The sequence below is a fragment of the Geodermatophilus sp. SYSU D01186 genome, from assembly GCF_054050215.1.
Window position 1 is genome coordinate 147,986 of sequence record NZ_JBJGYW010000008.1, and the last position, 19,155, is coordinate 167,140.

The 19,155-nt window shown below is 75.0% G+C and carries 22 protein-coding genes; 17 read left to right on the top strand and 5 right to left on the bottom strand.

All coding sequences use genetic code 11. From position 1 onward, the window contains the following. The first annotated feature begins 28 nt into the window (after positions 1-28). From ACI784_RS08675 to ACI784_RS08690, 4 genes are all read left to right on the top strand, one after another. Positions 29-568 carry a GNAT family N-acetyltransferase gene (locus ACI784_RS08675; protein WP_456923192.1) on the top strand — a complete coding sequence of 180 codons (540 nt, stop codon included), beginning with the start codon at positions 29-31 and terminating at the stop codon, positions 566-568. A gap of 35 nt (positions 569-603) precedes the next feature. Further along, the gene (locus ACI784_RS08680) at positions 604-1,659 is read left to right on the top strand and encodes a winged helix DNA-binding domain-containing protein (RefSeq protein ID WP_457013158.1); all 1,056 of its coding nucleotides are present in this window, start codon (positions 604-606) and stop codon (positions 1,657-1,659) included. 50 nt (positions 1,660-1,709) lie between these two features. Further along, the gene (locus ACI784_RS08685; RefSeq protein ID WP_456923194.1) at positions 1,710-2,681 is read left to right on the top strand and encodes an aldo/keto reductase; all 972 of its coding nucleotides are present in this window, start codon (positions 1,710-1,712) and stop codon (positions 2,679-2,681) included. Positions 2,682-2,744: 63 nt separating this feature from the next. Further along, positions 2,745-4,295 (top strand): FUSC family protein, encoded by a 1,551-nt coding sequence (locus ACI784_RS08690; RefSeq protein WP_457013159.1) that lies wholly within the window; start codon positions 2,745-2,747, stop codon positions 4,293-4,295. An 8-nt stretch (positions 4,296-4,303) separates the two neighbouring features. Here ACI784_RS08690 and ACI784_RS08695 read toward each other — a convergent pair whose 3' ends face one another. From ACI784_RS08695 to ACI784_RS08710, 4 genes are all read right to left on the bottom strand, one after another. Next, positions 4,304-5,272, bottom strand: coding sequence for an ABC transporter substrate-binding protein (locus tag ACI784_RS08695; RefSeq protein ID WP_457013160.1), 969 nt, complete (start codon positions 5,270-5,272; stop codon positions 4,304-4,306). Between the two features lie 79 nt (positions 5,273-5,351). After that, the gene (locus tag ACI784_RS08700; RefSeq protein WP_457013161.1) at positions 5,352-5,795 is read right to left on the bottom strand and encodes a nitroreductase family deazaflavin-dependent oxidoreductase; all 444 of its coding nucleotides are present in this window, start codon (positions 5,793-5,795) and stop codon (positions 5,352-5,354) included. A gap of 9 nt (positions 5,796-5,804) precedes the next feature. Next, positions 5,805-7,049, bottom strand: coding sequence for a glutathionylspermidine synthase family protein (locus ACI784_RS08705; RefSeq protein ID WP_456923211.1), 1,245 nt, complete (start codon positions 7,047-7,049; stop codon positions 5,805-5,807). A gap of 100 nt (positions 7,050-7,149) precedes the next feature. Then, positions 7,150-7,545, bottom strand: a complete 396-nt coding sequence (locus ACI784_RS08710) for a hypothetical protein (RefSeq protein ID WP_456923198.1) — start codon at positions 7,543-7,545, stop codon at positions 7,150-7,152. Positions 7,546-7,688: 143 nt separating this feature from the next. Between ACI784_RS08710 and ACI784_RS08715 the strand changes: the two genes are divergently transcribed. Continuing rightward, on the top strand, positions 7,689-8,546 hold the full coding sequence (locus ACI784_RS08715) for a formate/nitrite transporter family protein (protein WP_456923199.1): 858 nt from the start codon (positions 7,689-7,691) through the stop codon (positions 8,544-8,546). A gap of 76 nt (positions 8,547-8,622) precedes the next feature. Then, positions 8,623-9,540: a KPN_02809 family neutral zinc metallopeptidase gene (gene ypfJ, locus ACI784_RS08720; protein WP_456923200.1), complete on the top strand. Its 918-nt coding sequence runs from the start codon at positions 8,623-8,625 to the stop codon at positions 9,538-9,540. 4 nt (positions 9,541-9,544) lie between these two features. Here ypfJ and ACI784_RS08725 read toward each other — a convergent pair whose 3' ends face one another. Then, positions 9,545-10,387 carry a siderophore-interacting protein gene (locus ACI784_RS08725; RefSeq protein WP_457013162.1) on the bottom strand — a complete coding sequence of 281 codons (843 nt, stop codon included), beginning with the start codon at positions 10,385-10,387 and terminating at the stop codon, positions 9,545-9,547. A 372-nt stretch (positions 10,388-10,759) separates the two neighbouring features. Here ACI784_RS08725 and ACI784_RS08730 point away from each other — a divergent pair, with 372 nt between their 5' ends. The 11 genes from ACI784_RS08730 to ACI784_RS08780 all read left to right on the top strand — a co-directional run bounded on the left by ACI784_RS08730 (position 10,760) and on the right by ACI784_RS08780 (position 19,106). After that, positions 10,760-11,614, top strand: coding sequence for a hypothetical protein (locus ACI784_RS08730; protein WP_456923202.1), 855 nt, complete (start codon positions 10,760-10,762; stop codon positions 11,612-11,614). A 3-nt stretch (positions 11,615-11,617) separates the two neighbouring features. Beyond that, entirely contained in the window at positions 11,618-12,163 is a 546-nt protein-coding gene (locus tag ACI784_RS08735; RefSeq protein WP_456923203.1) for a phage holin family protein, read from the top strand. Between the two features lie 38 nt (positions 12,164-12,201). Continuing rightward, entirely contained in the window at positions 12,202-12,900 is a 699-nt protein-coding gene (locus ACI784_RS08740; RefSeq protein ID WP_456923204.1) for a DUF3618 domain-containing protein, read from the top strand. Between the two features lie 196 nt (positions 12,901-13,096). After that, a complete protein-coding gene (locus ACI784_RS08745; RefSeq protein ID WP_456923205.1) occupies positions 13,097-13,474 on the top strand; it encodes a response regulator transcription factor in 378 nt (125 codons plus the stop codon). Further along, on the top strand, positions 13,471-14,706 hold the full coding sequence (locus ACI784_RS08750) for a sensor histidine kinase (protein WP_457013163.1): 1,236 nt from the start codon (positions 13,471-13,473) through the stop codon (positions 14,704-14,706). Before ACI784_RS08745 ends, ACI784_RS08750 begins: the two co-directional genes overlap by 4 nt. 242 nt (positions 14,707-14,948) lie before the next feature. Then, positions 14,949-15,566, top strand: a complete 618-nt coding sequence (locus tag ACI784_RS08755; protein WP_457013164.1) for a TasA family protein — start codon at positions 14,949-14,951, stop codon at positions 15,564-15,566. Between the two features lie 34 nt (positions 15,567-15,600). After that, positions 15,601-16,221 carry a signal peptidase I gene (locus ACI784_RS08760; protein ID WP_457013165.1) on the top strand — a complete coding sequence of 207 codons (621 nt, stop codon included), beginning with the start codon at positions 15,601-15,603 and terminating at the stop codon, positions 16,219-16,221. Further along, complete coding sequence (locus ACI784_RS08765; RefSeq protein WP_457013166.1) at positions 16,218-16,889, top strand: response regulator; 672 nt, start codon at positions 16,218-16,220, stop codon at positions 16,887-16,889. The genes ACI784_RS08760 and ACI784_RS08765 overlap by 4 nt, the downstream gene beginning before the upstream one ends. Positions 16,890-17,102: 213 nt before the next feature. Continuing rightward, positions 17,103-17,720, top strand: coding sequence for a TasA family protein (locus tag ACI784_RS08770; protein ID WP_457013164.1), 618 nt, complete (start codon positions 17,103-17,105; stop codon positions 17,718-17,720). Positions 17,721-17,754: 34 nt separating this feature from the next. Beyond that, positions 17,755-18,375 (top strand): signal peptidase I, encoded by a 621-nt coding sequence (locus tag ACI784_RS08775; protein ID WP_457013165.1) that lies wholly within the window; start codon positions 17,755-17,757, stop codon positions 18,373-18,375. Positions 18,376-18,509: 134 nt separating this feature from the next. After that, positions 18,510-19,106 carry a hypothetical protein gene (locus tag ACI784_RS08780; protein ID WP_457013167.1) on the top strand — a complete coding sequence of 199 codons (597 nt, stop codon included), beginning with the start codon at positions 18,510-18,512 and terminating at the stop codon, positions 19,104-19,106. Positions 19,107-19,155: the final 49 nt, after the last annotated feature.

The following is a 19,155-nucleotide window of genomic DNA, read 5'->3' on the forward strand; positions in this document are numbered from 1 at the left end:
GACGCGCGGGCGACGGCAGGGTGACGCCGTGAGCGAGCACCCACCCGTCCGGCTCGTCCCCTTCCAGCCGGAGCACCTGCTCGCCGTCCTCCCCTGGTTCGACGACCCGGAGGTGCAGCGCCGGCTCGGCGGCCGCGAGTGGCCCGAGCGGGAGCTGGCGCTGCGGACGGCGGCGTGGACCGACGAGTTCCGCGGCCGCCGGGTGCTCCGCGCGCACACCTTCGTCGTCCTCGGTCCCGACGACCGTCCCGTCGCGCAGATCGGCGGGGACGTCTACGACCGCTGGACGGCGTGGGACCCCGAGCGGGAGCAGGTGCTGGCCGAGGACCCCCGCCGCACGATGGGCGCGGCCTACGTCGTCGACCCGGAGCGGACCGGCGAGGGGTACGGGCGGGCAGCCCTGGCCGCGCTGGTGGCGGCGCCGGAGACCACCGACGTCGAGCAGTTCGTCCTGGGCATCGAGCCGGACAACGGCGCCAGCCTGCGCGCCGCGGCCGCGGCCGGGTTCCGCCCCCTGACCACCGAGCCCGACGCCGAGGACATGGTCTACCTCCACCGGCTGCGCTGACCGCCGCTGTCGGCCCCTCCTGCCAGGCTGCCGCCGTGGAGCCGGACCTCGCACTGCTCCGGCTGGTCGCCCAGCGGCTGGCCGGCCCGCCGCTGCCCACACCGGGGGCGGCGGTCCGCCGGCTGACCTGCGTCCAGGCCCAGGACCACCCGGGCGCGCTCACCTCGGTGGCCCTGCGGACGGCGGGCCGCTCACGCGCCGCGGTGGAGGCGGCCCTCGACGCGGGCGAGGTCGTCCGCTCCTGGCCGATGCGCGGCACCCTGCACCTGGTCGCCGCCGAGGACCTGCACTGGCTGCTGGAGCTGCTCGGCCCCCGCGTGCTGGCCGGCGCCACGCACCGGCGGGCCGCCCTCGACCTGACCGTCGACGAGATCGAGCGGGCCCGCGGGGTCGTCACCGCCACCCTGGCCGGGGGCCGGCGGTGCGGCCGCCGGGAGCTGCTGGCCGCGGTCGCCGACGGCGGGGTCGCGACCGGCGGGCAGCGCGGCTACCACCTGCTCTGGTACCTGGCCCAGACCGGCACGCTCTGCCTCGGGCCGACCCGCGACGGCGAGCAGCTGTTCGTGCTCCTCGACGAGTGGGTGCCCAGCCCCCGGCGCCTGGGCCGCGAGGAGGCGCTGGCCGAGCTGGCCCTGCGGTTCTTCACCGGTCACGGCCCCGCGACCGTCGCCGACCTCGCGCGCTGGGCCGGGCTGCCGCTGCGCGACGTCCGCGCCGGGCTGGCCGCGGTCCGGGAGCAGCTGGCCGCCGTGGAGGTCGACGGCCGGGAACACCTGATGGCACCGGAGACCCCGGACCTGCTGGCCGCGCACCGCGCCGACGCGCAGCGGCTGCTGCTCCTGCCTGGCTTCGACGAGTTCGTGCTCGGCTACGCCGACCGCAGCTGCGCGGTGCCGCCGGAGTTCGCCGAGCGGATCGTCCCCGGGGGCAACGGCGTCTTCCGGCCGACCGTCGTCGCCGGCGGCCGGGTGGTCGGCACCTGGCGCTGGACCGGGACCGGCCCGCGGCGGCGGCTGGTCGCCGAGCCGTTCACCACGTTCCCCGCCGACGTGGCCAGGGCCCTCCCGGAGGTGGCCGCCGCCCTGCCGTGAGGCGGGAGCCGGGTGGCCGCGGCCGGGCGACCGCGGAAGGCTCCGAGGTCATGGAGTACACGCGTCTGGGCAGCACCGGCCTGCAGGTCTCGCGGATCTGCCTCGGGATGATGAGCTTCGGCGACCCGGCCCGCGGCAACCACCCGTGGAGCCTGCCGGAGGAGGACAGCCGCCGGCTGATCGAGAAGGCGATCGCGGCGGGCGTCACCTTCTTCGACACCGCCAACGTCTACTCGGACGGGTCCAGCGAGGAGATCACCGGCCGGGCCATCCGCGACTTCGCCGACCGCGACGACGTCGTCCTCGCCACCAAGGTGCACGGCCGGATGCGGCCGGGACCCAACGGTGCCGGGCTGTCGCGCAAGGCGATCCTGCGCGAGCTCGAGGACAGCCTGCGGCGGCTGGGCACGGAGTACGTCGACCTCTACCAGATCCACCGCTGGGACCCCCACACGCCGGTCGAGGAGACGCTCGAGGCGCTGGACTCCGCGGTGCGGAGGGGCTTGGTGCGCTACCTCGGCGCGTCGTCCATGTGGGCCTGGCAGTTCAGCAAGGCGCTGCACCTCGCCGGGGAGCACGGCTGGCACCGCTTCGTGTCGATGCAGGACCACTACAACCTGCTCAACCGGGAGGAGGAGCGGGAGATGCACCCGCTCTGCGCCGACCAGGGCATCGGCGTGATCCCGTGGAGCCCGCTGGCCCGCGGCAAGCTGACCCGGGACTGGGACGAGTCGACCGACCGGTCGGGCACCGACGAGTTCGGCAAGCGGCTCTACGACGAGGCCAGCGACCGGGCCATCGTCGAGCGCGTGGCGGAGGTGGCCGCGGAGCGCGGCGTCCCGCGGGCGCAGGTCGCGCTGGCCTGGGTGCTGTCCAAGCCGGTGGTGACCGCGCCGATCGTCGGGGTCACCAAGGACGCCCACCTCGACGACGCCGTCGCCGCGGTGGACCTGCAGCTGACCGCGGAGGAGGTCGCACGGCTGGAGGAGCCCTACACCCCGCACGCCGTCGCCGGCTTCTGAGGGGATGAGGATCACCGGTCCGCCGGCGGGTGGGGAATCGGCCGGCCGGTGAGGATGAGGGGCGTGTCCGCTGCCCCCTCCCGCGTGCGGCGGGTACGCCCCCACCTCGTCGGCCCGCCGCTCCCGGCGCTGTCCGCCCTGTGGCAGGCCGGCGGCCGCCGGGGGGTCACCGCCGCGGTCTGCATGACCGTGCCCCTCGCCCTCGGCGTGGCCGCGGGCCGGGCCGACCTCGGGTCGGCGGCCGCCCTCGCCGCCCTGACCGCCGTCTACGGGCACGCGCTGCCCTACCGGCGCCGGGCCGTCGTCGTGGCCGCCGTCGGGGTCACCCTCACCGTGGCCGGCACCCTCGGCGCCCTGGCCGGTGGCCACCCCGTGGCGCTGTCCCTGCTGCTGGGGGCGATGGCCGCCGCGGCGGCTGCGATCACGGTGCTCTGGCGGGTCGGCCCGCCCGGCCCGCTGGGCATCGTGCTGGTGGCCGGCGGGTCCAGCGCCCTCGGCACCGGCCCCGGCGACCTCGGCCTGCACGCCCTGGCCGCGGCCGGCGGCGCGGCCCTGGCCTGGGCCGGCTGCATGCTGCCGTGGCTGTGGGACCCGACCGGACCGGAGCGGCGGGCCCTGGCCGCGGCCGACGCGGCGGTCGACGTCGTCGAGCGGGGTGGGCCGGGCACCCAGCGGCCCGGCACCGTCGCCCGCGCCATCCGCGTGGCCGAGGCCGCCGTCGGCAGCAGCAGCCGGCGGGGCGACGGCACGCTGCGCCGGCGCCTGGACGAGGTCGAGCAGCGGTTCATGCGGGCGCTGCCGGCGACACCGCGGAGCACCGCCCCGCTGCCGGAGGCCGAGCTGCCCGACCACCGCTGGTGGCACTCGCCGTGGGCGGCGACGGCGCTGCGCATCGGCGGAGGCGCCGCCGCGGCCGGGCTGGTCGCGACGGCGCTGGGCCTGCACAGCCCGTACTGGGCGGTGGCCACCGCGGTCGGCGTCCAGCTCGGCACCGACGCGCGGGCCACCCGGGCCCGCGCGCTGCACCGGGCGACCGGCACGGTGCTCGGCGTCCTGGTCGCCGGCCTGCTGATCTGGCTGGACCTGCCGATCGGCGTGGAGATCGCGCTGGTCGGGGTGCTGCAGCTCGGCGTCGAGCTGCTCATCGCCCACCAGTACGTGCTCGCGGTCTCCTCGATCACCCCGCTGGTGCTGATGCTGGTGCACATCGGCCGGCCCGGGCTGTCCGGCACGGACCTGATCGGGGAACGGCTGGCCGAGACCGCGGTCGGCATCGTGCTCGCCCTCGTCGTCGGGCTCGCGCTGCTGCCCCGGGCGGCCAGCCGGCGGCTGCCCGGGGCGGTGCGCGCCACGGCCGACGCCGCCGTGGCCGCGGCCGCCGCGGCCCCCGGCTCCCCGGCCGACGCCCGGCTGCACGACACCCTCGTCCAGCTCAACGAGGTGGCCACCGCGGCCCGGGCGGAGCTGCTGCCCACCCCGTCGGTGACCGCCTGGACGCAGCGCTCGCGCTGGGTCGCCGACCTGGGGTGGGGACTGCTGGGTGCCCGGGCGCGCGGCGACGAGGCGCTCGGCGACTCCCTGGCCCGCCGGATCGGCGAGGACCTGACGGGCTGACCCGTCGCTCAGCCCACCGAGCGGCCGGCGATCTCCTCCAGGTCGTCGAGCACCAGGGAGGCCCCCAGCGGGCCGATGGCGAGGAACCACCGGTCGTCGTCCACCTCGAACGCGCGGCCGTTCTGCACCGCCGACAGGCCGGCCCACAGGCCCCCACCGGTGATCTGCCCGGCCGCGGTCTGCCCGTCCTCGCCGTAGGAGGCGTGGAAGAGCAGGTCGCCGTCGGCCTGGCTGATGGCCTCCGGGGCGACCTCGACGAAGGTCTCGCCGGTGCGCTGGACCTCCGGCCGGGCGAACCCGACGTCGGCCAGCACCGCGCCGATGAAGGAGCCCTCGCCGTAGAGCCGGACGGCGGTGCCGTCGAGGAAGCGCACCATGCTCACCTCGGTCGCCGCCGGGTCGCCGAACAGCGCGCCGACCTCCGCGGCCCGCTCCTCGTGGGTGGCGAGGAGCTCCTCGGCCTCCTCCGACCGGCCCAGCGCCTCGCCGGCCAGCCGCAGGTTGTCCTTCCACGTCTCGCCGATCGCCTCGGCGAACACCGTCGGGGCGATCGCCGACAGCTGGTCGTAGATCTCGGTGTGCCGGACGGCGTTGGACAGGATGAGGTCCGGGGTCAGGGCGGCGATCGCCTCGAGGTCGGGCTCGGCGATGGTGCCGACGTTCGCGATCTCGGCGGGGTCGGCCCCGGCGTCCTCGATGTAGGCGGGCAGCTCGTCGCTGACCGACGTCCGCACCGCGCCCACGGGCGCGAGGCCGAGCGCGAGGACGGCGTCGAGCTCCCCGGTGTCGAGGACGACGACCCGCTCCGGGGTGCCCTCGATCTCCGTCGTCCCCGCCGCGTGCTCCACGGTGCGGGTCTGCGCGGTCGCGGTCGCGGTCGCCGCTGCCTCGTCCGTCGTCCCGCCGCCGCAGCCGGTGAGCGCGAGCCCCACCGCCACCGCGAGCACTCCGCCGCGGTATCGCCCGATCTCGTGCACAGCCGTCCTCCCTGGCCGCCGGACCGTCCGGCGCCCGGGAAGAACTTAGGGCAGCCTCACCTCATCCTCGTGGCGGGGGTCACCGCCGCTCGACGACGAACACCGGGATCTCCCGGTCGGTCCGTTGCTGGTAGACGGCGTACTCGGGATAGGCGGCGACCGCGCGCTCCCACCACTGCGCCTTCTCCTCGCCGACCACCTCGCGGGCGACGCCGTCCCACGGCTCCGGGCCGTCCTGCACGGTGACCTCGTCCGGGTGGGCCCGCACGTTGGCCACCCACGCCGGGTCCTTCGGGGCGCCACCGACCGAGCCGACCATCGCGTAGGCACCGTCGTGCTCGACCCGCATGAGCGGCTGCTTGCGGACCTTCCCGCTCTTCGCGCCCCGGGTGCTGAAGACGACGACGGGCAGGCCGGTGTCGCGGAGGGTGTTGGCCGCGCGCCCCCCGGTGGCCTCGTACCGCTCGACCTGGTCGCGGACCCACTGCTGCGTGCTGGGCTCGTACTCGCCGGAGAGAGGCATGGCCGGACCCTAGACGGGCCGCTGCCCCTCGGCCTGTGGAGCCCGGTGGTCGATGGTGTGGGGCACGAACCAGCTCAGGTTGTCGGTGATCAGCCCGTCGCTCTCGCGGATGCCCAGGCCGGCCGGCTCCCCGTCGACCACCCACGCGCCGAGCACCGGGTGGTGCGGACCGTCGACGCCCGGGAAGTCGGGCAGCGGCGCGAGCTCCTGGACCACCCAGCCCTCGGTGCCGTAGCGGCCGGGCTGGCTCAGCTGCACCTGCCCGCCGCGGACGATCGAGACGTTGGCCCCCTCGCGCCCCCACAGCGGCTTGCGGACGTAGTCCCGCCACGACGACGGCATCTCGTCGGCGAAGTAGGCCGGCAGCAGCAGCTGCGACAGCTCGGCGTCGCCCCCGAACAGCTGCCACAGCACGGGCAGCAGCGCCTTGGTGCTCCACAGCATCTTGTAGGCCGGCTCCACCCACGTGGTCCCGCCGGGCCGGGCGGCGTCGGCGAGGACGGCGGCGCCGAACTCGTCCTCGACCAGCCACTCCCAGGGGTAGAGCTTGAAGACGACGTCGAGGTGGCGGCCCTGCGGGTCGTAGAAGCGCCCGTCGCCGTCGTCCAGCGCGATGTCCTCGACGACCAGCTCGATCGCCTCGTACCCGGCCTGGACGACGGTGTCCATCAGGTACGCGACGGTCATCCGGTCCTCGCCGGAGCGCTCCTCCGACGTCCACGCCAGGTGCACGCGGGGCCGGACGCCGGTCCGCCGCTCCCACCGCAGCAGGTTCCGCTGCCAGGCGGCGACGAGCTTCTCGTGGAGCGCGTTCCACTGGTCGGCGCCCTGGCCGGTGAACAGGTGCCAGTTCCACTGGGTGACGGCCGACTCGACCAGCCCGGTGGGGGTGTCGGCGTTGAACTCCAGCAACCTGGGCGGGCCCAGCCCGTCGTAGCGCAGGTCGAACCGGCCGTACACGCTGGGCGGCTCCGCCTCCCAGGTGCGCCGGATCTCCGGGCGGGCGATCGGCGGGATCCGCATGCGGTCGAACAGGTCGTGCTCGACGACGTGGTCCCCCGCGGCCACGCACATCTCGAACAGCTGGGCGACCCAGCCCTCCAGTCGTTGCACCTCCGCCATCGTGAAGTCGTAGAAGGGGCCCTCCCGCCAGTAGCTGCGCTCCTCGCCGCCGGGCGTGGTGGTGCGGTTGTAGACCAGCCCCTGGGCCTCGATCTCGGCCTCCCACCCGGGCCGGACGACGCCGGTCGCCATCCGCCTCACCGGACACCTCCCCTTCCCCGCGAGATCTGCACACTCGCGGTCGTTCCCCGGCCGATGGCCGCCACTGCGCTGATCTCGCTGCCGGAGGAGGTCAGCCGCCGGCGGTGCCGACCCGGCCGCCGGTGCCGGACCCGAGGCCGCCGGTCACGCGGGTGCCGCCGGTCACCTTGCCGCTGGCGGGCAGGCCGGCCCGCTGCCGGGCCGCGCTGTCGGCGGGGTGGATGCGGGTGCCCCCGGCGGGCAGCACGGTGCCGACCGGGAGGCCGGGGCGGAACCCGCCCAGGTAGAGGAAGAACAGGCCGGCGCCCGGACCGCGGTAGCCGTCGTCGCAGTAGTCGTCGTCGACGATCTCGCCGTCCTCGTTCGTGCAGTAGGCGACCTGCTCCTGCTCGTCCTCGTCCGTCCCGCACCCGGCGAGGAACCCGGTGGCCGCGGTCGCGAGCACCGTCGTGGTGAGGGCGCTGCGGACGCGGTTGGAGACGGCCATGTGCTCTCCCAGGGGACGTCGGGGTGTCGGCCGACCATAGATCGGCCCGCGGGCCAGGCCACGCTCTCGCGTCGCCGACGAGCCGGGACGGCTCCCGAGCACTAGCGTCCGAAGGGCCAGGTCCGCTGCCACGTGGAGGCGCGATGTCCGACCGTCAGCCGCCCGAGATGGCCCAGGTGGCCAGCGAGACCGGCGCCAAGAAGGTGCACCGCACGTGGGACCGGGTGCTGGTCAGCGCCTTCCTCGGCGGCGCCTACATCGCCTTCGGGGCGCTGGTGGCGATCACCGTCTCCTCCGGCCTGGACCCCGACACCTGGGGCACGCTGCCCACCCTCTTCATGGGCGCGGCCTTCACCCTCGGGCTCATCCTGGTCATCGTCGCCGGCTCCGACCTCGCGACCGGCAACATGATGCTGGTCCCGCTGGGCGCGATGCACGGCCGGCTCAGCGGCAGCGACGTCGTCAAGAACCTCACGCTCGTGCTGCTCGGGAACCTGCTCGGCGCCCTGGTGGTCGCCTACTTCCTCGCCGTGCAGACGGGAGTCATCGGCCCGCCCGGCGCCACGGGCAACGCCGCGCTGACCCACGACCGGCTGGCCGCGATCGCCGAGGCCAAGGCCCTGCACGAGTCCCCGTGGCAGGTCTTCCTGCGCGGCGTGGGCTGCAACTGGCTGGTGTGCCTGGCGGTCTGGATGTCGCTGGCCGCGCAGTCGGTGTCGGGCAAGGTGCTGGCGGTCTTCCTCCCGGTCATGGCGTTCGTCGCCATGGGTTTCGACCACGTCGTGGCCAACATGTTCTTCCTGCCGGCGGCGATGTGGGCCGGCGTCCCGGACATCGGCTGGGGCGACGTGCTGCTCAACTGGGTGCTGGCCGGCGTGGGGAACCTGGTCGGCGCGGTGGTCTTCGTCGCGACGTCCTACTGGTACCTGTTCCTGCGCGACGAGCCGCGCGAGCAGCCCACCCGGACGCCGACCGGCGGGGAGGCCGCCGAGCGCGCATGACCGGGGGCTCGGCGGGGCACCGCGCGGACCGACGGCACCGACCGAGCGTGCCGGGGACCAGGAGAGCTCCCAGCCCATGAGGTACAGCGAAGGTGCCGATCTCGACACGTCCGGCGTCCAGGACCGGCGCGGCGGTGGTGGGCTCGGCGGGGGCCGCGGGCTGGCGGTCGGCGGCGGCGGGCTCGGCCTGGTCGGCGTCGTCGTCCTGGTGCTGTTCCAACTGCTCGGCGGCGGGGACGGCGGCACCGGTGCGGCCCTCGGCCAGCTGGGCAGCCTCGGCCAGGGGCAGACGGCCGACAACGGCCAGCTCGCCGCACAGTGCCGGACCGGTGCGGACGCCAACGAGTCGGTGGACTGCGCCGTGGTCGCCGACATCGAGTCGATCCAGGACTACTGGTCCGGCGTGCTCGGGGCCGACTACCAGCCGACCCAGACCGTCTTCTTCAACGGCTCGGTGCAGACCAGCTGCGGCGGCGCGACCAGCGGCTCGGGGCCCTTCTACTGCCCGGGCGACCGGCTCGTCTACATCGACCTGTCGTTCTTCGACCAGCTCCGGTCGCAGTTCGGCGCCGAGGGCGGGCTGTTCGTCAACGCGTACGTGATCGCCCACGAGTACGGCCACCACGTGCAGAACCTGCTCGGCACCAACCAGCAGGTCACCCCCGGCCTGACCGGCCCGGAGAGCGGGACGGTGCGGCTGGAGCTGCAGGCCGACTGCTACGCCGGCGCCTGGGCCAACCACGCCGAGACGGTGCCCGACGAGTCCGGCGAGCCGCTGATCGCCGAGATCACGCAGGACGACATCGACCGGGCGCTGGACGCCGCCGGACGCATCGGCGACGACTTCATCCAGCGCGAGCTCGGTGGCGGCACCGTCGACCAGGACGCCTTCACCCACGGCTCGTCCGAGCAGCGGCAGCGCTGGTTCAGCACCGGCTACGAGACCGGCGACCCGGGCCAGTGCGACACCTTCACCACCGACGACCTCGGCTGAGGCGCTACGCCACGGGCAGGCGCTGCTCGTCGGCCTCGACGGCGGCGTTCCACTCCGCCTTCTCCGCCCGCCAGCCCTCGTCGGTGCGGCCCAGCCGCCAGTAGCCCGAGGCCGACAGCCGCTCGCGCGGCACCAGCCGCTCCACCCGCAGGAACCGGCGCAGGTCGCGGACGAAGCCGGCCTCCCCGTGCACGAAGGCGTGCACGGTGCCGGCCGGGAGCTCGGCGGACAGGACGGCGGCCACGAGGGCGGCCCCGGGCGGACCGGCACGGTGCACCCACTCGAGCTCCACGCCGGCCGGCGCACCGAGGTCCTGCTGCTCGGCGGCGTCGGCCACCTCGACGAACACCCGGGCCGGGACGCCGGCCGGCAGGCGCTCGAGGGAGGCGGCGATCGCCGGCAGCGCGGTCTCGTCGCCCACGAGCAGGTGCCAGTCGACGTCGTCGGCCGGGGAGTAGGCGCCGCCGGGGCCCAGCAGCTGGACCGGGTCGCCGGGGGCGGCGGCGACCGCCCAGGGTCCGGCGACCCCCTCGTCGCCGTGGACGACGACGTCGAGGGTCAGCTCCCCCGCCGCGGCGTCCCACGCCCGGACGGTGTACGTGCGCAGGCAGGGCCACAGCTCGGCCGGCTGCTCGCTGCGCACCCGCTCCACGTCGAACGGCGCGGCGTAGGGGGCGCCGGCCGGCGGCAGGACCAGCTTGACGTAGGAGTCGGTGTGCTCGGGCGCGAAGCCGGCGAGCCCCTCCCCGCCCAGGACGAGGCGCACGAGGTGCGGCGTGGGGCGGGACGTCCGGAGCACCGTGGCCAGCCGGGGGGAGCGCGGACGGCGCGGGGCCTGCTCGGCCATGGTCGAAGCTCCTCGGGGAGGGAGATAGGTGTGCCTCACCTTAGTCCGCGATCCGACGGTGACGGCGGGCGTCGACCGACCGGTCTCGTTTCGGCTCCTCCGCGCCGGGTACCAGCGGTTCCGCGACAGGGCGCCACCAAGACGCGGTGGGTCGACCGGCCCGGCCGTCCGTCCCCGGCCACCCGCTCCACCCTCCGCCGAGCACGCGACGACGCGTCCGGCGGGCGACACCGCTCGACCCGGCCCGCTCATGCGGCTCGGGCCAGACCCATATCCGCACGTCAACGCCGAACGGCCGTCGTTCGGCGATGTGTGGGTGATCGCGATCTGGGTAGCGCCTGCTCTGACCACGACGCATGCCGAGGAGGAACGATGACGCACTCCATCGACACCCCGTTCCCGCCGCCGCCGGCCACCCACGGCAGCGGCGCCACCGCGGGTACGAGCACCACGAGCACCGGCACCACGGGCTCCCCGTCCACCACCGACGTCGCCAAGGACGAGGCCCGCAACGTCGGCCAGACCGCGGCCCAGGCCGGCAGCCAGGTCGCCTCGACCGCCGCCGACCAGGCCAAGGGGGTCGCCTACGAGACCAAGGCGCAGGCCCAGGACCTCGTCCAGCAGGGCCGCACCCAGCTCCGCCAGCAGGCCGTCGCCTCCCAGCAGCGGGCCGCCACGGGCCTGCAGGGCATCGCCTCGCAGCTGCGCGGGATGGTCGAGGGCAACGGCGCGCAGGCCGGCCCGGCCCGCGACATCGTCGAGCAGGCCACCAGCAAGGTCGAGGAGTTCGCCGGCTGGCTGCAGAACCGCGAGCCGGCCGACCTGCTCGAGGAGGTCCGCTCCTTCGCCCGCCGCAAGCCGGGCACGTTCCTGTTCGGTGCCGCCCTCGCCGGGATCGTCGCCGGCCGGCTCACCAGCGGGGTCAAGGCCGCGCACAGCGACTCCGGTCCCAGCGGCCAGCACCGCGCCACGCCGGTGGGCTACACGCAGACCGACTACGTCGCCCCGACGCCGGCCTACTCCGGCTACACCGAGACGACGACGACCGGCTACACCGGGACCACCGGGACCACCCCGGGCTACGGCGAGACGGCCGGCTACGGCACCAGCAGCACCGCCCCCGTGCCGCCGCCCCCGTACGGCACCGTGCCGCCGGACGCGCCCGTCCCGCCGACCACCTCGGCCGGCTGGGACGACCCCGCGCGCACCACGGATCGGGGGGTCTGACCGATGACGTCTCCCTACTCCGGCGCCACGCCGGTGGGGACGCCGCAGGGCTACCAGGACCCGACCGGCGCCACCGCCGCCGGGCAGGCCAACTACGCGGTCTCCCCCGACGAGGCCTACGGCGCGCACAGCGGCGCCATGGGCACCCCCACGACCGAGCAGGGCCGCCCCGACGTGGAGGGCACCTCGGTCGGCCAGCTGATGGGTGAGGTCGCCAAGGACCTCTCCACCCTCATGCGCCAGGAGCTCGAGCTGGCCAAGGCCGAGGTCAAGGCCGAGGCGAGCAAGGCAGGCAAGGGCGCGGGGCTCATGGGCGCGGCGGGCTTCGCCGGCTACATGGTCCTGCTGTTCCTCTCCATCGCCCTGTGGTGGGCGCTGGAGAACGTGATGGACGCCGGCCTGGCCGCGCTCATCGTCGCCGTGATCTGGGGGATCGTCGCCGCGATCACGTTCGTCATGGGCCGCAAGCAGCTCAAGACCGTGAACCCGAAGCCCGAGCGGACCGTCGACACCCTGCAGCAGGTGCCCGACGCCCTCAAGCCCCACTGACCGCGGCCTCAGCCCTTCCGAGACTTGGAGTTGCAGACATGACCAGCAGCAGCGATCCCGACGTCATCCGGGCACAGATCGAGGCCACCCAGCGCGAGCTGAGCTACGACGTCGACGCCCTCAACGAGAAGGTCAACCCCGCCCGGGTGGTGGACCGGCGGGTCACCGCGGCCAAGGGCCGCATCACCAGCGTGAAGGAGAAGGTGATGGGAAGCGCGCAGAACGCCCGGTCGTCGGTGATGGGCTCTGCCCACGACACCCGGTCGACGGCCCAGTACCACGCCCAGAACGCCGCCGGCACGGTGCAGGACGTCGCGTCGAGCGCCGCCGAGTCGGTGCAGGGCGCCGCGCAGTCGGCGGCCTCGGCCGTGCAGCAGGCGCCCGACACCGTCGTGCGCCAGACCCAGGGCAACCCGCTGGCGGCCGGGCTGATCGCCTTCGGTGTCGGTTGGCTGGTCTCCAGCCTCATGCCGGCGTCGGAGAAGGAGAAGCAGCTCGCGCAGCAGGCCGAGACCGCGGTCCGCGAGAACAAGGACGCGCTGCTCGCGCCGGCCAAGCAGGCCGCCCAGGAGATCGGTGACCAGCTGAAGCCGGCCGCCCAGCAGGCGGTCGAGGAGGTCAAGGCCACCGCGCAGGACGCCGCCCAGACGGTCAAGCAGGAGGGCCAGTCCGCCGCCCAGGACGTGCAGGGCCAGGCCCAGCAGTCCCGGGAGACGGTGCAGAGCCGCACCAGCTGAGCCGTTCCCTCCCTCGTACTGCGCCCCGCCGGGACTCCCCCGGCGGGGCGCAGTGCTGTCCGGGGCCGGTCCCCTCTTGGGGTGAGGCCGCGACGCCCCGGCTGCAGCCACCCGACGCGGAGGCCGACGTCCGAGAGGACGACGCCACCGGCGCGGGCCCCCGGGCACCGGCCGCCCGACCGAGGGAGCCCGCCCCGTGCCGACCGTGCTGGTCGCCGACGACGAGGACGACATCCGCGGCCTGGTCTGCCTCGCCGTCCGCCGGGCCGGGTGCACCGTCGTGGCCGAGACCGCCGACGGCTCGTCCGCGCTGACCGCCGCCCGCACCGACCCGCCGGACCTCGCCGTCCTCGACGTCTCCATGCCCGGAGCGACCGGCCTGGAGGTGTGCGCCGCCCTCCGGTCCGACCCGGCCACCGCCGCCGTCCGCGTGCTGCTGCTGTCGGCGGGCGCCTCCCCGGACGACGTCGCGAGCGGGCTGGCCGCCGGCGCCGACGACCACCTCGCCAAGCCCTTCTCGGTCGCGGGGCTGGTCGCCCGTGTCCGGGAGCTGACCTCCGGAGCCACCGCGTGACCGCCATCGACGCCACCCCCACCACCGATCCCGAGGTGGCGCGGCTGCGCAGGGAGAACGCGGCGCTGCGCGCGCAGATGCAGCACCGTGACGAGGAGCTCGAGGTCGCCACCCGCATGCTGCAGGCGCGAGCGCAGACGATGACCAGCGTCATCGACGCGGTCACCGAGCAGTCGATCATCGGCACCGACGTCGACGGCGTCGTCCGCGTCTGGAACCCGGGCGCCGAGAAGATGCTGGGCCTGCCCCGCGCCGACGTCGTCCGCCGCCGCTCGATCACCGAGTTCCACCTGCCCGAGGAGCTCGAGGAGGCCGGCGGCGGGCTGGCCGCGCTCGTCCGGACCGCGCAGGAGCACGGCAGCGACGTCCGCGACTGGACCTACGTCTCCGCCGCCGGAGAGGAGCTCACCGTCTCGGTGGCGGTGACCCCCCGCACCGACGACAGCGGCGCGCACGCCGGCTGGAACTTCGTCGGCACCGACATGACCGAGGTCCGCGCCACCGAGCGGATGAAGGACCAGTTCGTGAGCCTGATCAGCCACGAGCTGCGCACCCCGCTGAGCTCGATCCTCGGCTACCTGGAACTGGTCCTCGACGACCCCGACCAACCGCTGACCGACGAGCAGCGGCAGTACCTGACCACCGTGGAGCGCAACGCCCAGCGGCTGCTGCGCCTGGTCGGCGACCTGCTGTTCACCGCGCAGGTGGACGCCGGCCGGTTCAGCCTCCAGCCCGAGGACGTCGACCTGGTCGCAGTGGCCCGCGCCGCGGAGGACACCGCCCGGGTCACCGCCGCCGCGGGCGTCGAGGTGGTGGTGGAGGTTCCCGACGGCGACCTGACGGTCCGCGGGGACGCCGTCCGGCTCGGGCAGGCATGCGACAACCTGGTCTCCAACGCCGTCAAGTTCACCCCGCACGGCGGCCGCGTCACCCTCACCCTGCGGGCGGCCTGGCGCACACCGGAGGGCGCCGTCGTCGCCGGGGAGCAGCCGGGTGCCACCCCGGTCGCGCAGCTGGCGGTCAGCGACACCGGCATCGGCATCCCCGCCGGGGAGCAGGCGCAGCTGTTCGCGCGCTTCTTCCGCGCCTCGACCGCCCGCCGGCACGCGGTGCCGGGTGTGGGGCTGGGCCTGGCGATCACCAAGGCCATCACCACCGCCCACGGCGGCACGCTCGAGGTGGCCAGCACCGAGGGCCGCGGCACCACGTTCACCCTGACGCTGCCGCGCTGAGAGAGGACCCCGTCCTCCCCACCCCTCGGTGAAGGACCCCCTGCCCCCCACCGCTCGCACGCTCGCGGCGGGACCCTGCAGGGGACCGACACGGTCCTGCTGCGAGCCTCCCCGGGTGTGATCCCGCGGGAGGCTTGCGGCTTTCTTGCGGGAGGCGGGCGGGTGCCCTGCGGTTGCCCCCCGATCGTCGTCTGTGCCGCCGGAACACCCCGTTCCGGCCCCCCACACAGGAGACGCCCCGCATGAGCACCACCACCCGCACCACCACCCGCAAGGTCATCGGCTCCCTGGGCGTGATCGGCGCCGCCGCCGCCGTCGCCGGCCTGGGCACCTTCGGCGCCTTCACCGACTCCACCACCCCGGTCTCCACCCAGGTCACCGCCGGCAACGTCGACATCAACCTGACCCCCGCCGGCACCTCCATCCCGGTCACCACCAGCGCCTTCGTCCCCGGCGACTCGCTCAGCCGGGCGGTCACCCTCGCCAACATCGGCGACGCCGCGCTGTCCTCGGTCAACCTGACCGTCACCACCACCAGCCCGGCCAACATCCTGACCAGCGACAAGACCAACGGCCTGCAGCTGGCGCTGAAGTCCTGCTCGGTGGCCTGGACCGAGACGCTCACCGCCGCCGGCGCGCCGACCTACGCCTGCACCGGTGGCACCGAGCGCCTCATCGGCCAGGGCCCGGCGGTCGGCACCTTCGAGGTGACCAACGCCGCCAGCCTCACCGCCGGCGCCAAGGACCACCTGGTCTTCACCGTCTCGCTGCCCTCCGACGCCGGCAACGCCTTCCAGAAGCAGACCGCCGCGCTGAGCCTGACCTTCTCCGCCCTGCAGCGCACCGGCACCGCCCGCTGACCGACGCCCCCCGAGCCGACCGGAGAACCCCGCCATGACCGCCGTCCTCCCCCTCGCCGCACCGGGGCCGGCCCACCCACGGCCCCCCGCGGCCACCACCGGGCCCCTGCTCCGGCCGCTGGCCGCGGCCACCGGCCGCTGGCTGGTCCGGGCCCTGGTCGGCATCGCGGTCCTGGCCTTCGCCGGCCTGGCCATCGGCCCCCACGTCCTGGGCTACCGCACCCTGACCATGCTCACCGCCTCCATGGCCCCGGCCATCGACCCCGGCGACATCGTGGTCACCACGCCCCTGGCCGTCCAGGACGTCACCCCGGGCATGATCATCACCTACCACATCCCCATCGACGACCACCGCCTGGTCACCCACCGCGTCCTCTCCGTCGAGCACAACCCCGACGGCACCGTCGCCGTGCAGACCCAGGGCGACGCCAACGACCACCCCGACCCCTGGACCGCCGTCCTCCAAGGCGACACCGCCTACCAGGTCCAGGCCGTCATCCCCGAGGTCGGCCACGCCATCACCGCCCTGCGCACCCCCTGGCTCAGCCACCTGCTCGTCTACGGCGCCCCCACCCTCCTGGCCGGCTGGCTCCTGCTCACCATCTGGCGCCCCACCACCGACACCCACACCGACACCCACCAGGACCAGCCATGACCACCGCGCTCGTCGTCGACGCCGAGGCGGCCGACCGCGCCCGCGTCGCTGGGCTCCTGGCCGTCACCGGCTGGGCGGTGCACGAGGCCCCGTCCACGCACGAGGCACCGGCCCTGGCCCGCCGGCTGGACCCCGACCTCGTCGTGATCGACCTGGCTCCCGACGGGGAGGGGCCGGTCCTGCTGCGCCGGCTCCGGCTGGCCGGCTGCCGCGCCCACCTGCTCGTGGTCGCCGGCGACACCGTCACCGCCGAGGACCGCGCCGCCGCCCTGCGGGCCGGCGCCCTGGCCTGCCTGGCCAAGCCGGTCGACGCCGGCCTCCTGCTCACCGCGCTCCGCCGCCGGGCGGCCACCCGGCCGCCGGCAGCGCTGCAGGCCATCAGCGAGGTGGCCGACCTCCATGACGACGACGTGGACGCCGACCTCATGGACCGGCTGCAGGAGCTCTACGCCACCGCCCTGCCCGACCGGCTCACCGCCATCAGCGACGGCGCACGGTCCGGCGACGCGACGGCGCTCGCGTGGGCCTCGGCCACCCTCGCCGGGACCAGCGCCCAGCTGGGCCACCCGGAGGTCGCCGCGGTGTGCCGCGCGATCGCGCAGGACGCCCGGCGCGGGGTCCTCGCCCACCACCTGGTCCTCGAGCTGCAGGCCGTCGCCGGCGCCTGAAGAAGGACCCCCTGCCCCCCACCGCTCGCACGCTCGCGGCGGGACCCTGCAGGGGACCGACACGGTCCTGCTGCGAGCCTCCCCGGGTGTGATCCCGCGGGAGGCTTGCGGCTTTCTTGCGGGAGGCGGGCGGGTGCCCTGCGGTTGCCCCCCGATCGTCGTCTGTGCCGCCGGAACACCCCGTTCCGGCCCCCCACACAGGAGACGCCCCGCATGAGCACCACCACCCGCACCACCACCCGCAAGGTCATCGGCTCCCTGGGCGTGATCGGCGCCGCCGCCGCCGTCGCCGGCCTGGGCACCTTCGGCGCCTTCACCGACTCCACCACCCCGGTCTCCACCCAGGTCACCGCCGGCAACGTCGACATCAACCTGACCCCCGCCGGCACCTCCATCCCGGTCACCACCAGCGCCTTCGTCCCCGGCGACTCGCTCAGCCGGGCGGTCACCCTCGCCAACATCGGCGACGCCGCGCTGTCCTCGGTCAACCTGACCGTCACCACCACCAGCCCGGCCAACATCCTGACCAGCGACAAGACCAACGGCCTGCAGCTGGCGCTGAAGTCCTGCTCGGTGGCCTGGACCGAGACGCTCACCGCCGCCGGCGCGCCGACCTACGCCTGCACCGGTGGCACCGAGCGCCTCATCGGCCAGGGCCCGGCGGTCGGCACCTTCGAGGTGACCAACGCCGCCAGCCTCACCGCCGGCGCCAAGGACCACCTGGTCTTCACCGTCTCGCTGCCCTCCGACGCCGGCAACGCCTTCCAGAAGCAGACCGCCGCGCTGAGCCTGACCTTCTCCGCCCTGCAGCGCACCGGCACCGCCCGCTGACCGACGCCCCCCGAGCCGACCGGAGAACCCCGCCATGACCGCCGTCCTCCCCCTCGCCGCACCGGGGCCGGCCCACCCACGGCCCCCCGCGGCCACCACCGGGCCCCTGCTCCGGCCGCTGGCCGCGGCCACCGGCCGCTGGCTGGTCCGGGCCCTGGTCGGCATCGCGGTCCTGGCCTTCGCCGGCCTGGCCATCGGCCCCCACGTCCTGGGCTACCGCACCCTGACCATGCTCACCGCCTCCATGGCCCCGGCCATCGACCCCGGCGACATCGTGGTCACCACGCCCCTGGCCGTCCAGGACGTCACCCCGGGCATGATCATCACCTACCACATCCCCATCGACGACCACCGCCTGGTCACCCACCGCGTCCTCTCCGTCGAGCACAACCCCGACGGCACCGTCGCCGTGCAGACCCAGGGCGACGCCAACGACCACCCCGACCCCTGGACCGCCGTCCTCCAAGGCGACACCGCCTACCAGGTCCAGGCCGTCATCCCCGAGGTCGGCCACGCCATCACCGCCCTGCGCACCCCCTGGCTCAGCCACCTGCTCGTCTACGGCGCCCCCACCCTCCTGGCCGGCTGGCTCCTGCTCACCATCTGGCGCCCCACCACCGACACCCACACCGACACCCACCAGGACCAGCCATGACCACCGCGTCCGGCACACCTTGCGGATCCCTTGCGGATGCGTCGCGGGGATCCTGCGGCCGGCCCGGCACAGTCGATCTCGACACGGACCTGGCAGACCCCCCTGCCCGGCGTGGAGGAAGGGGAGGCCCGGCGATGATCGTCCGCCGCGCAGTCACGGTGCTCGCCACCGCGACCCTGATGGTGCTGGGCGGGCAGCAGCTCGCCGGCGCCGCCTTCGGCGACAGCGCATCCGTGGCCACCACGGTCGGCACGCTCACCGTCGCCCCGGTCACCGGCCTGAGCGCCACGGCGCCCTGCACGCTGACCACGACGACCACCACCACCACGACGCGGAAGGCGGCCGACGGCACCGTCATCGGCCAGTCCACGGTGACGGAGTCCTCCTCCACCACGGTCACCACGCCGGTCCGGAGCTACCCGCCGGCCTCGACAGAGACGACCACCAACCCGGACGGGACGACCACCACCACGACCCGGCAGACCACCCAGGACACCACCGTGTCGGGCGTGGCCACCTGGCAGCGGAGCACGACCCCGAACGTCACCAGCTACACGCTGACCATCCCCGGCCCCGCGCCGTACTCGGCAGACCTCGGTGACACGACCCAGTTCACCTACGCGCCGATCTCGATCGACCAGAACTACACGCTGCCGATCACCGTCACGGCGCGGACGTCCTACGGCTGGGCGGCGAACGCCACGGTGATGGTGTCCACCTGCCGGCAGTGATCCCCTCGGACACACGACGGCGGGCCCGGACCTGATCAGGTCCGGGCCC

Coding starts and splice junctions, on each gene's coding strand:
- ACI784_RS08715 (WP_456923199.1), top strand. CDS start 7,689: ATGTCCGACCGTCAGCCGCCCGAGATGGCCCAGGTGGCCAGCGAGACC.
- ACI784_RS08725 (WP_457013162.1), bottom strand. CDS start 10,387: ATGGCCGAGCAGGCCCCGCGCCGTCCGCGCTCCCCCCGGCTGGCCACG.
- ACI784_RS08775 (WP_457013165.1), top strand. CDS start 17,755: ATGACCGCCGTCCTCCCCCTCGCCGCACCGGGGCCGGCCCACCCACGG.
- ACI784_RS08700 (WP_457013161.1), bottom strand. CDS start 5,795: ATGCCTCTCTCCGGCGAGTACGAGCCCAGCACGCAGCAGTGGGTCCGC.
- ACI784_RS08770 (WP_457013164.1), top strand. CDS start 17,103: ATGAGCACCACCACCCGCACCACCACCCGCAAGGTCATCGGCTCCCTG.
- ACI784_RS08730 (WP_456923202.1), top strand. CDS start 10,760: ATGACGCACTCCATCGACACCCCGTTCCCGCCGCCGCCGGCCACCCAC.
- ACI784_RS08755 (WP_457013164.1), top strand. CDS start 14,949: ATGAGCACCACCACCCGCACCACCACCCGCAAGGTCATCGGCTCCCTG.
- ACI784_RS08780 (WP_457013167.1), top strand. CDS start 18,510: ATGATCGTCCGCCGCGCAGTCACGGTGCTCGCCACCGCGACCCTGATG.
- ACI784_RS08735 (WP_456923203.1), top strand. CDS start 11,618: ATGACGTCTCCCTACTCCGGCGCCACGCCGGTGGGGACGCCGCAGGGC.
- ACI784_RS08760 (WP_457013165.1), top strand. CDS start 15,601: ATGACCGCCGTCCTCCCCCTCGCCGCACCGGGGCCGGCCCACCCACGG.
- ACI784_RS08705 (WP_456923211.1), bottom strand. CDS start 7,049: ATGGCGACCGGCGTCGTCCGGCCCGGGTGGGAGGCCGAGATCGAGGCC.
- ACI784_RS08740 (WP_456923204.1), top strand. CDS start 12,202: ATGACCAGCAGCAGCGATCCCGACGTCATCCGGGCACAGATCGAGGCC.
- ACI784_RS08765 (WP_457013166.1), top strand. CDS start 16,218: ATGACCACCGCGCTCGTCGTCGACGCCGAGGCGGCCGACCGCGCCCGC.
- ACI784_RS08710 (WP_456923198.1), bottom strand. CDS start 7,545: ATGGCCGTCTCCAACCGCGTCCGCAGCGCCCTCACCACGACGGTGCTC.
- ypfJ (WP_456923200.1), top strand. CDS start 8,623: ATGAGGTACAGCGAAGGTGCCGATCTCGACACGTCCGGCGTCCAGGAC.
- ACI784_RS08685 (WP_456923194.1), top strand. CDS start 1,710: ATGGAGTACACGCGTCTGGGCAGCACCGGCCTGCAGGTCTCGCGGATC.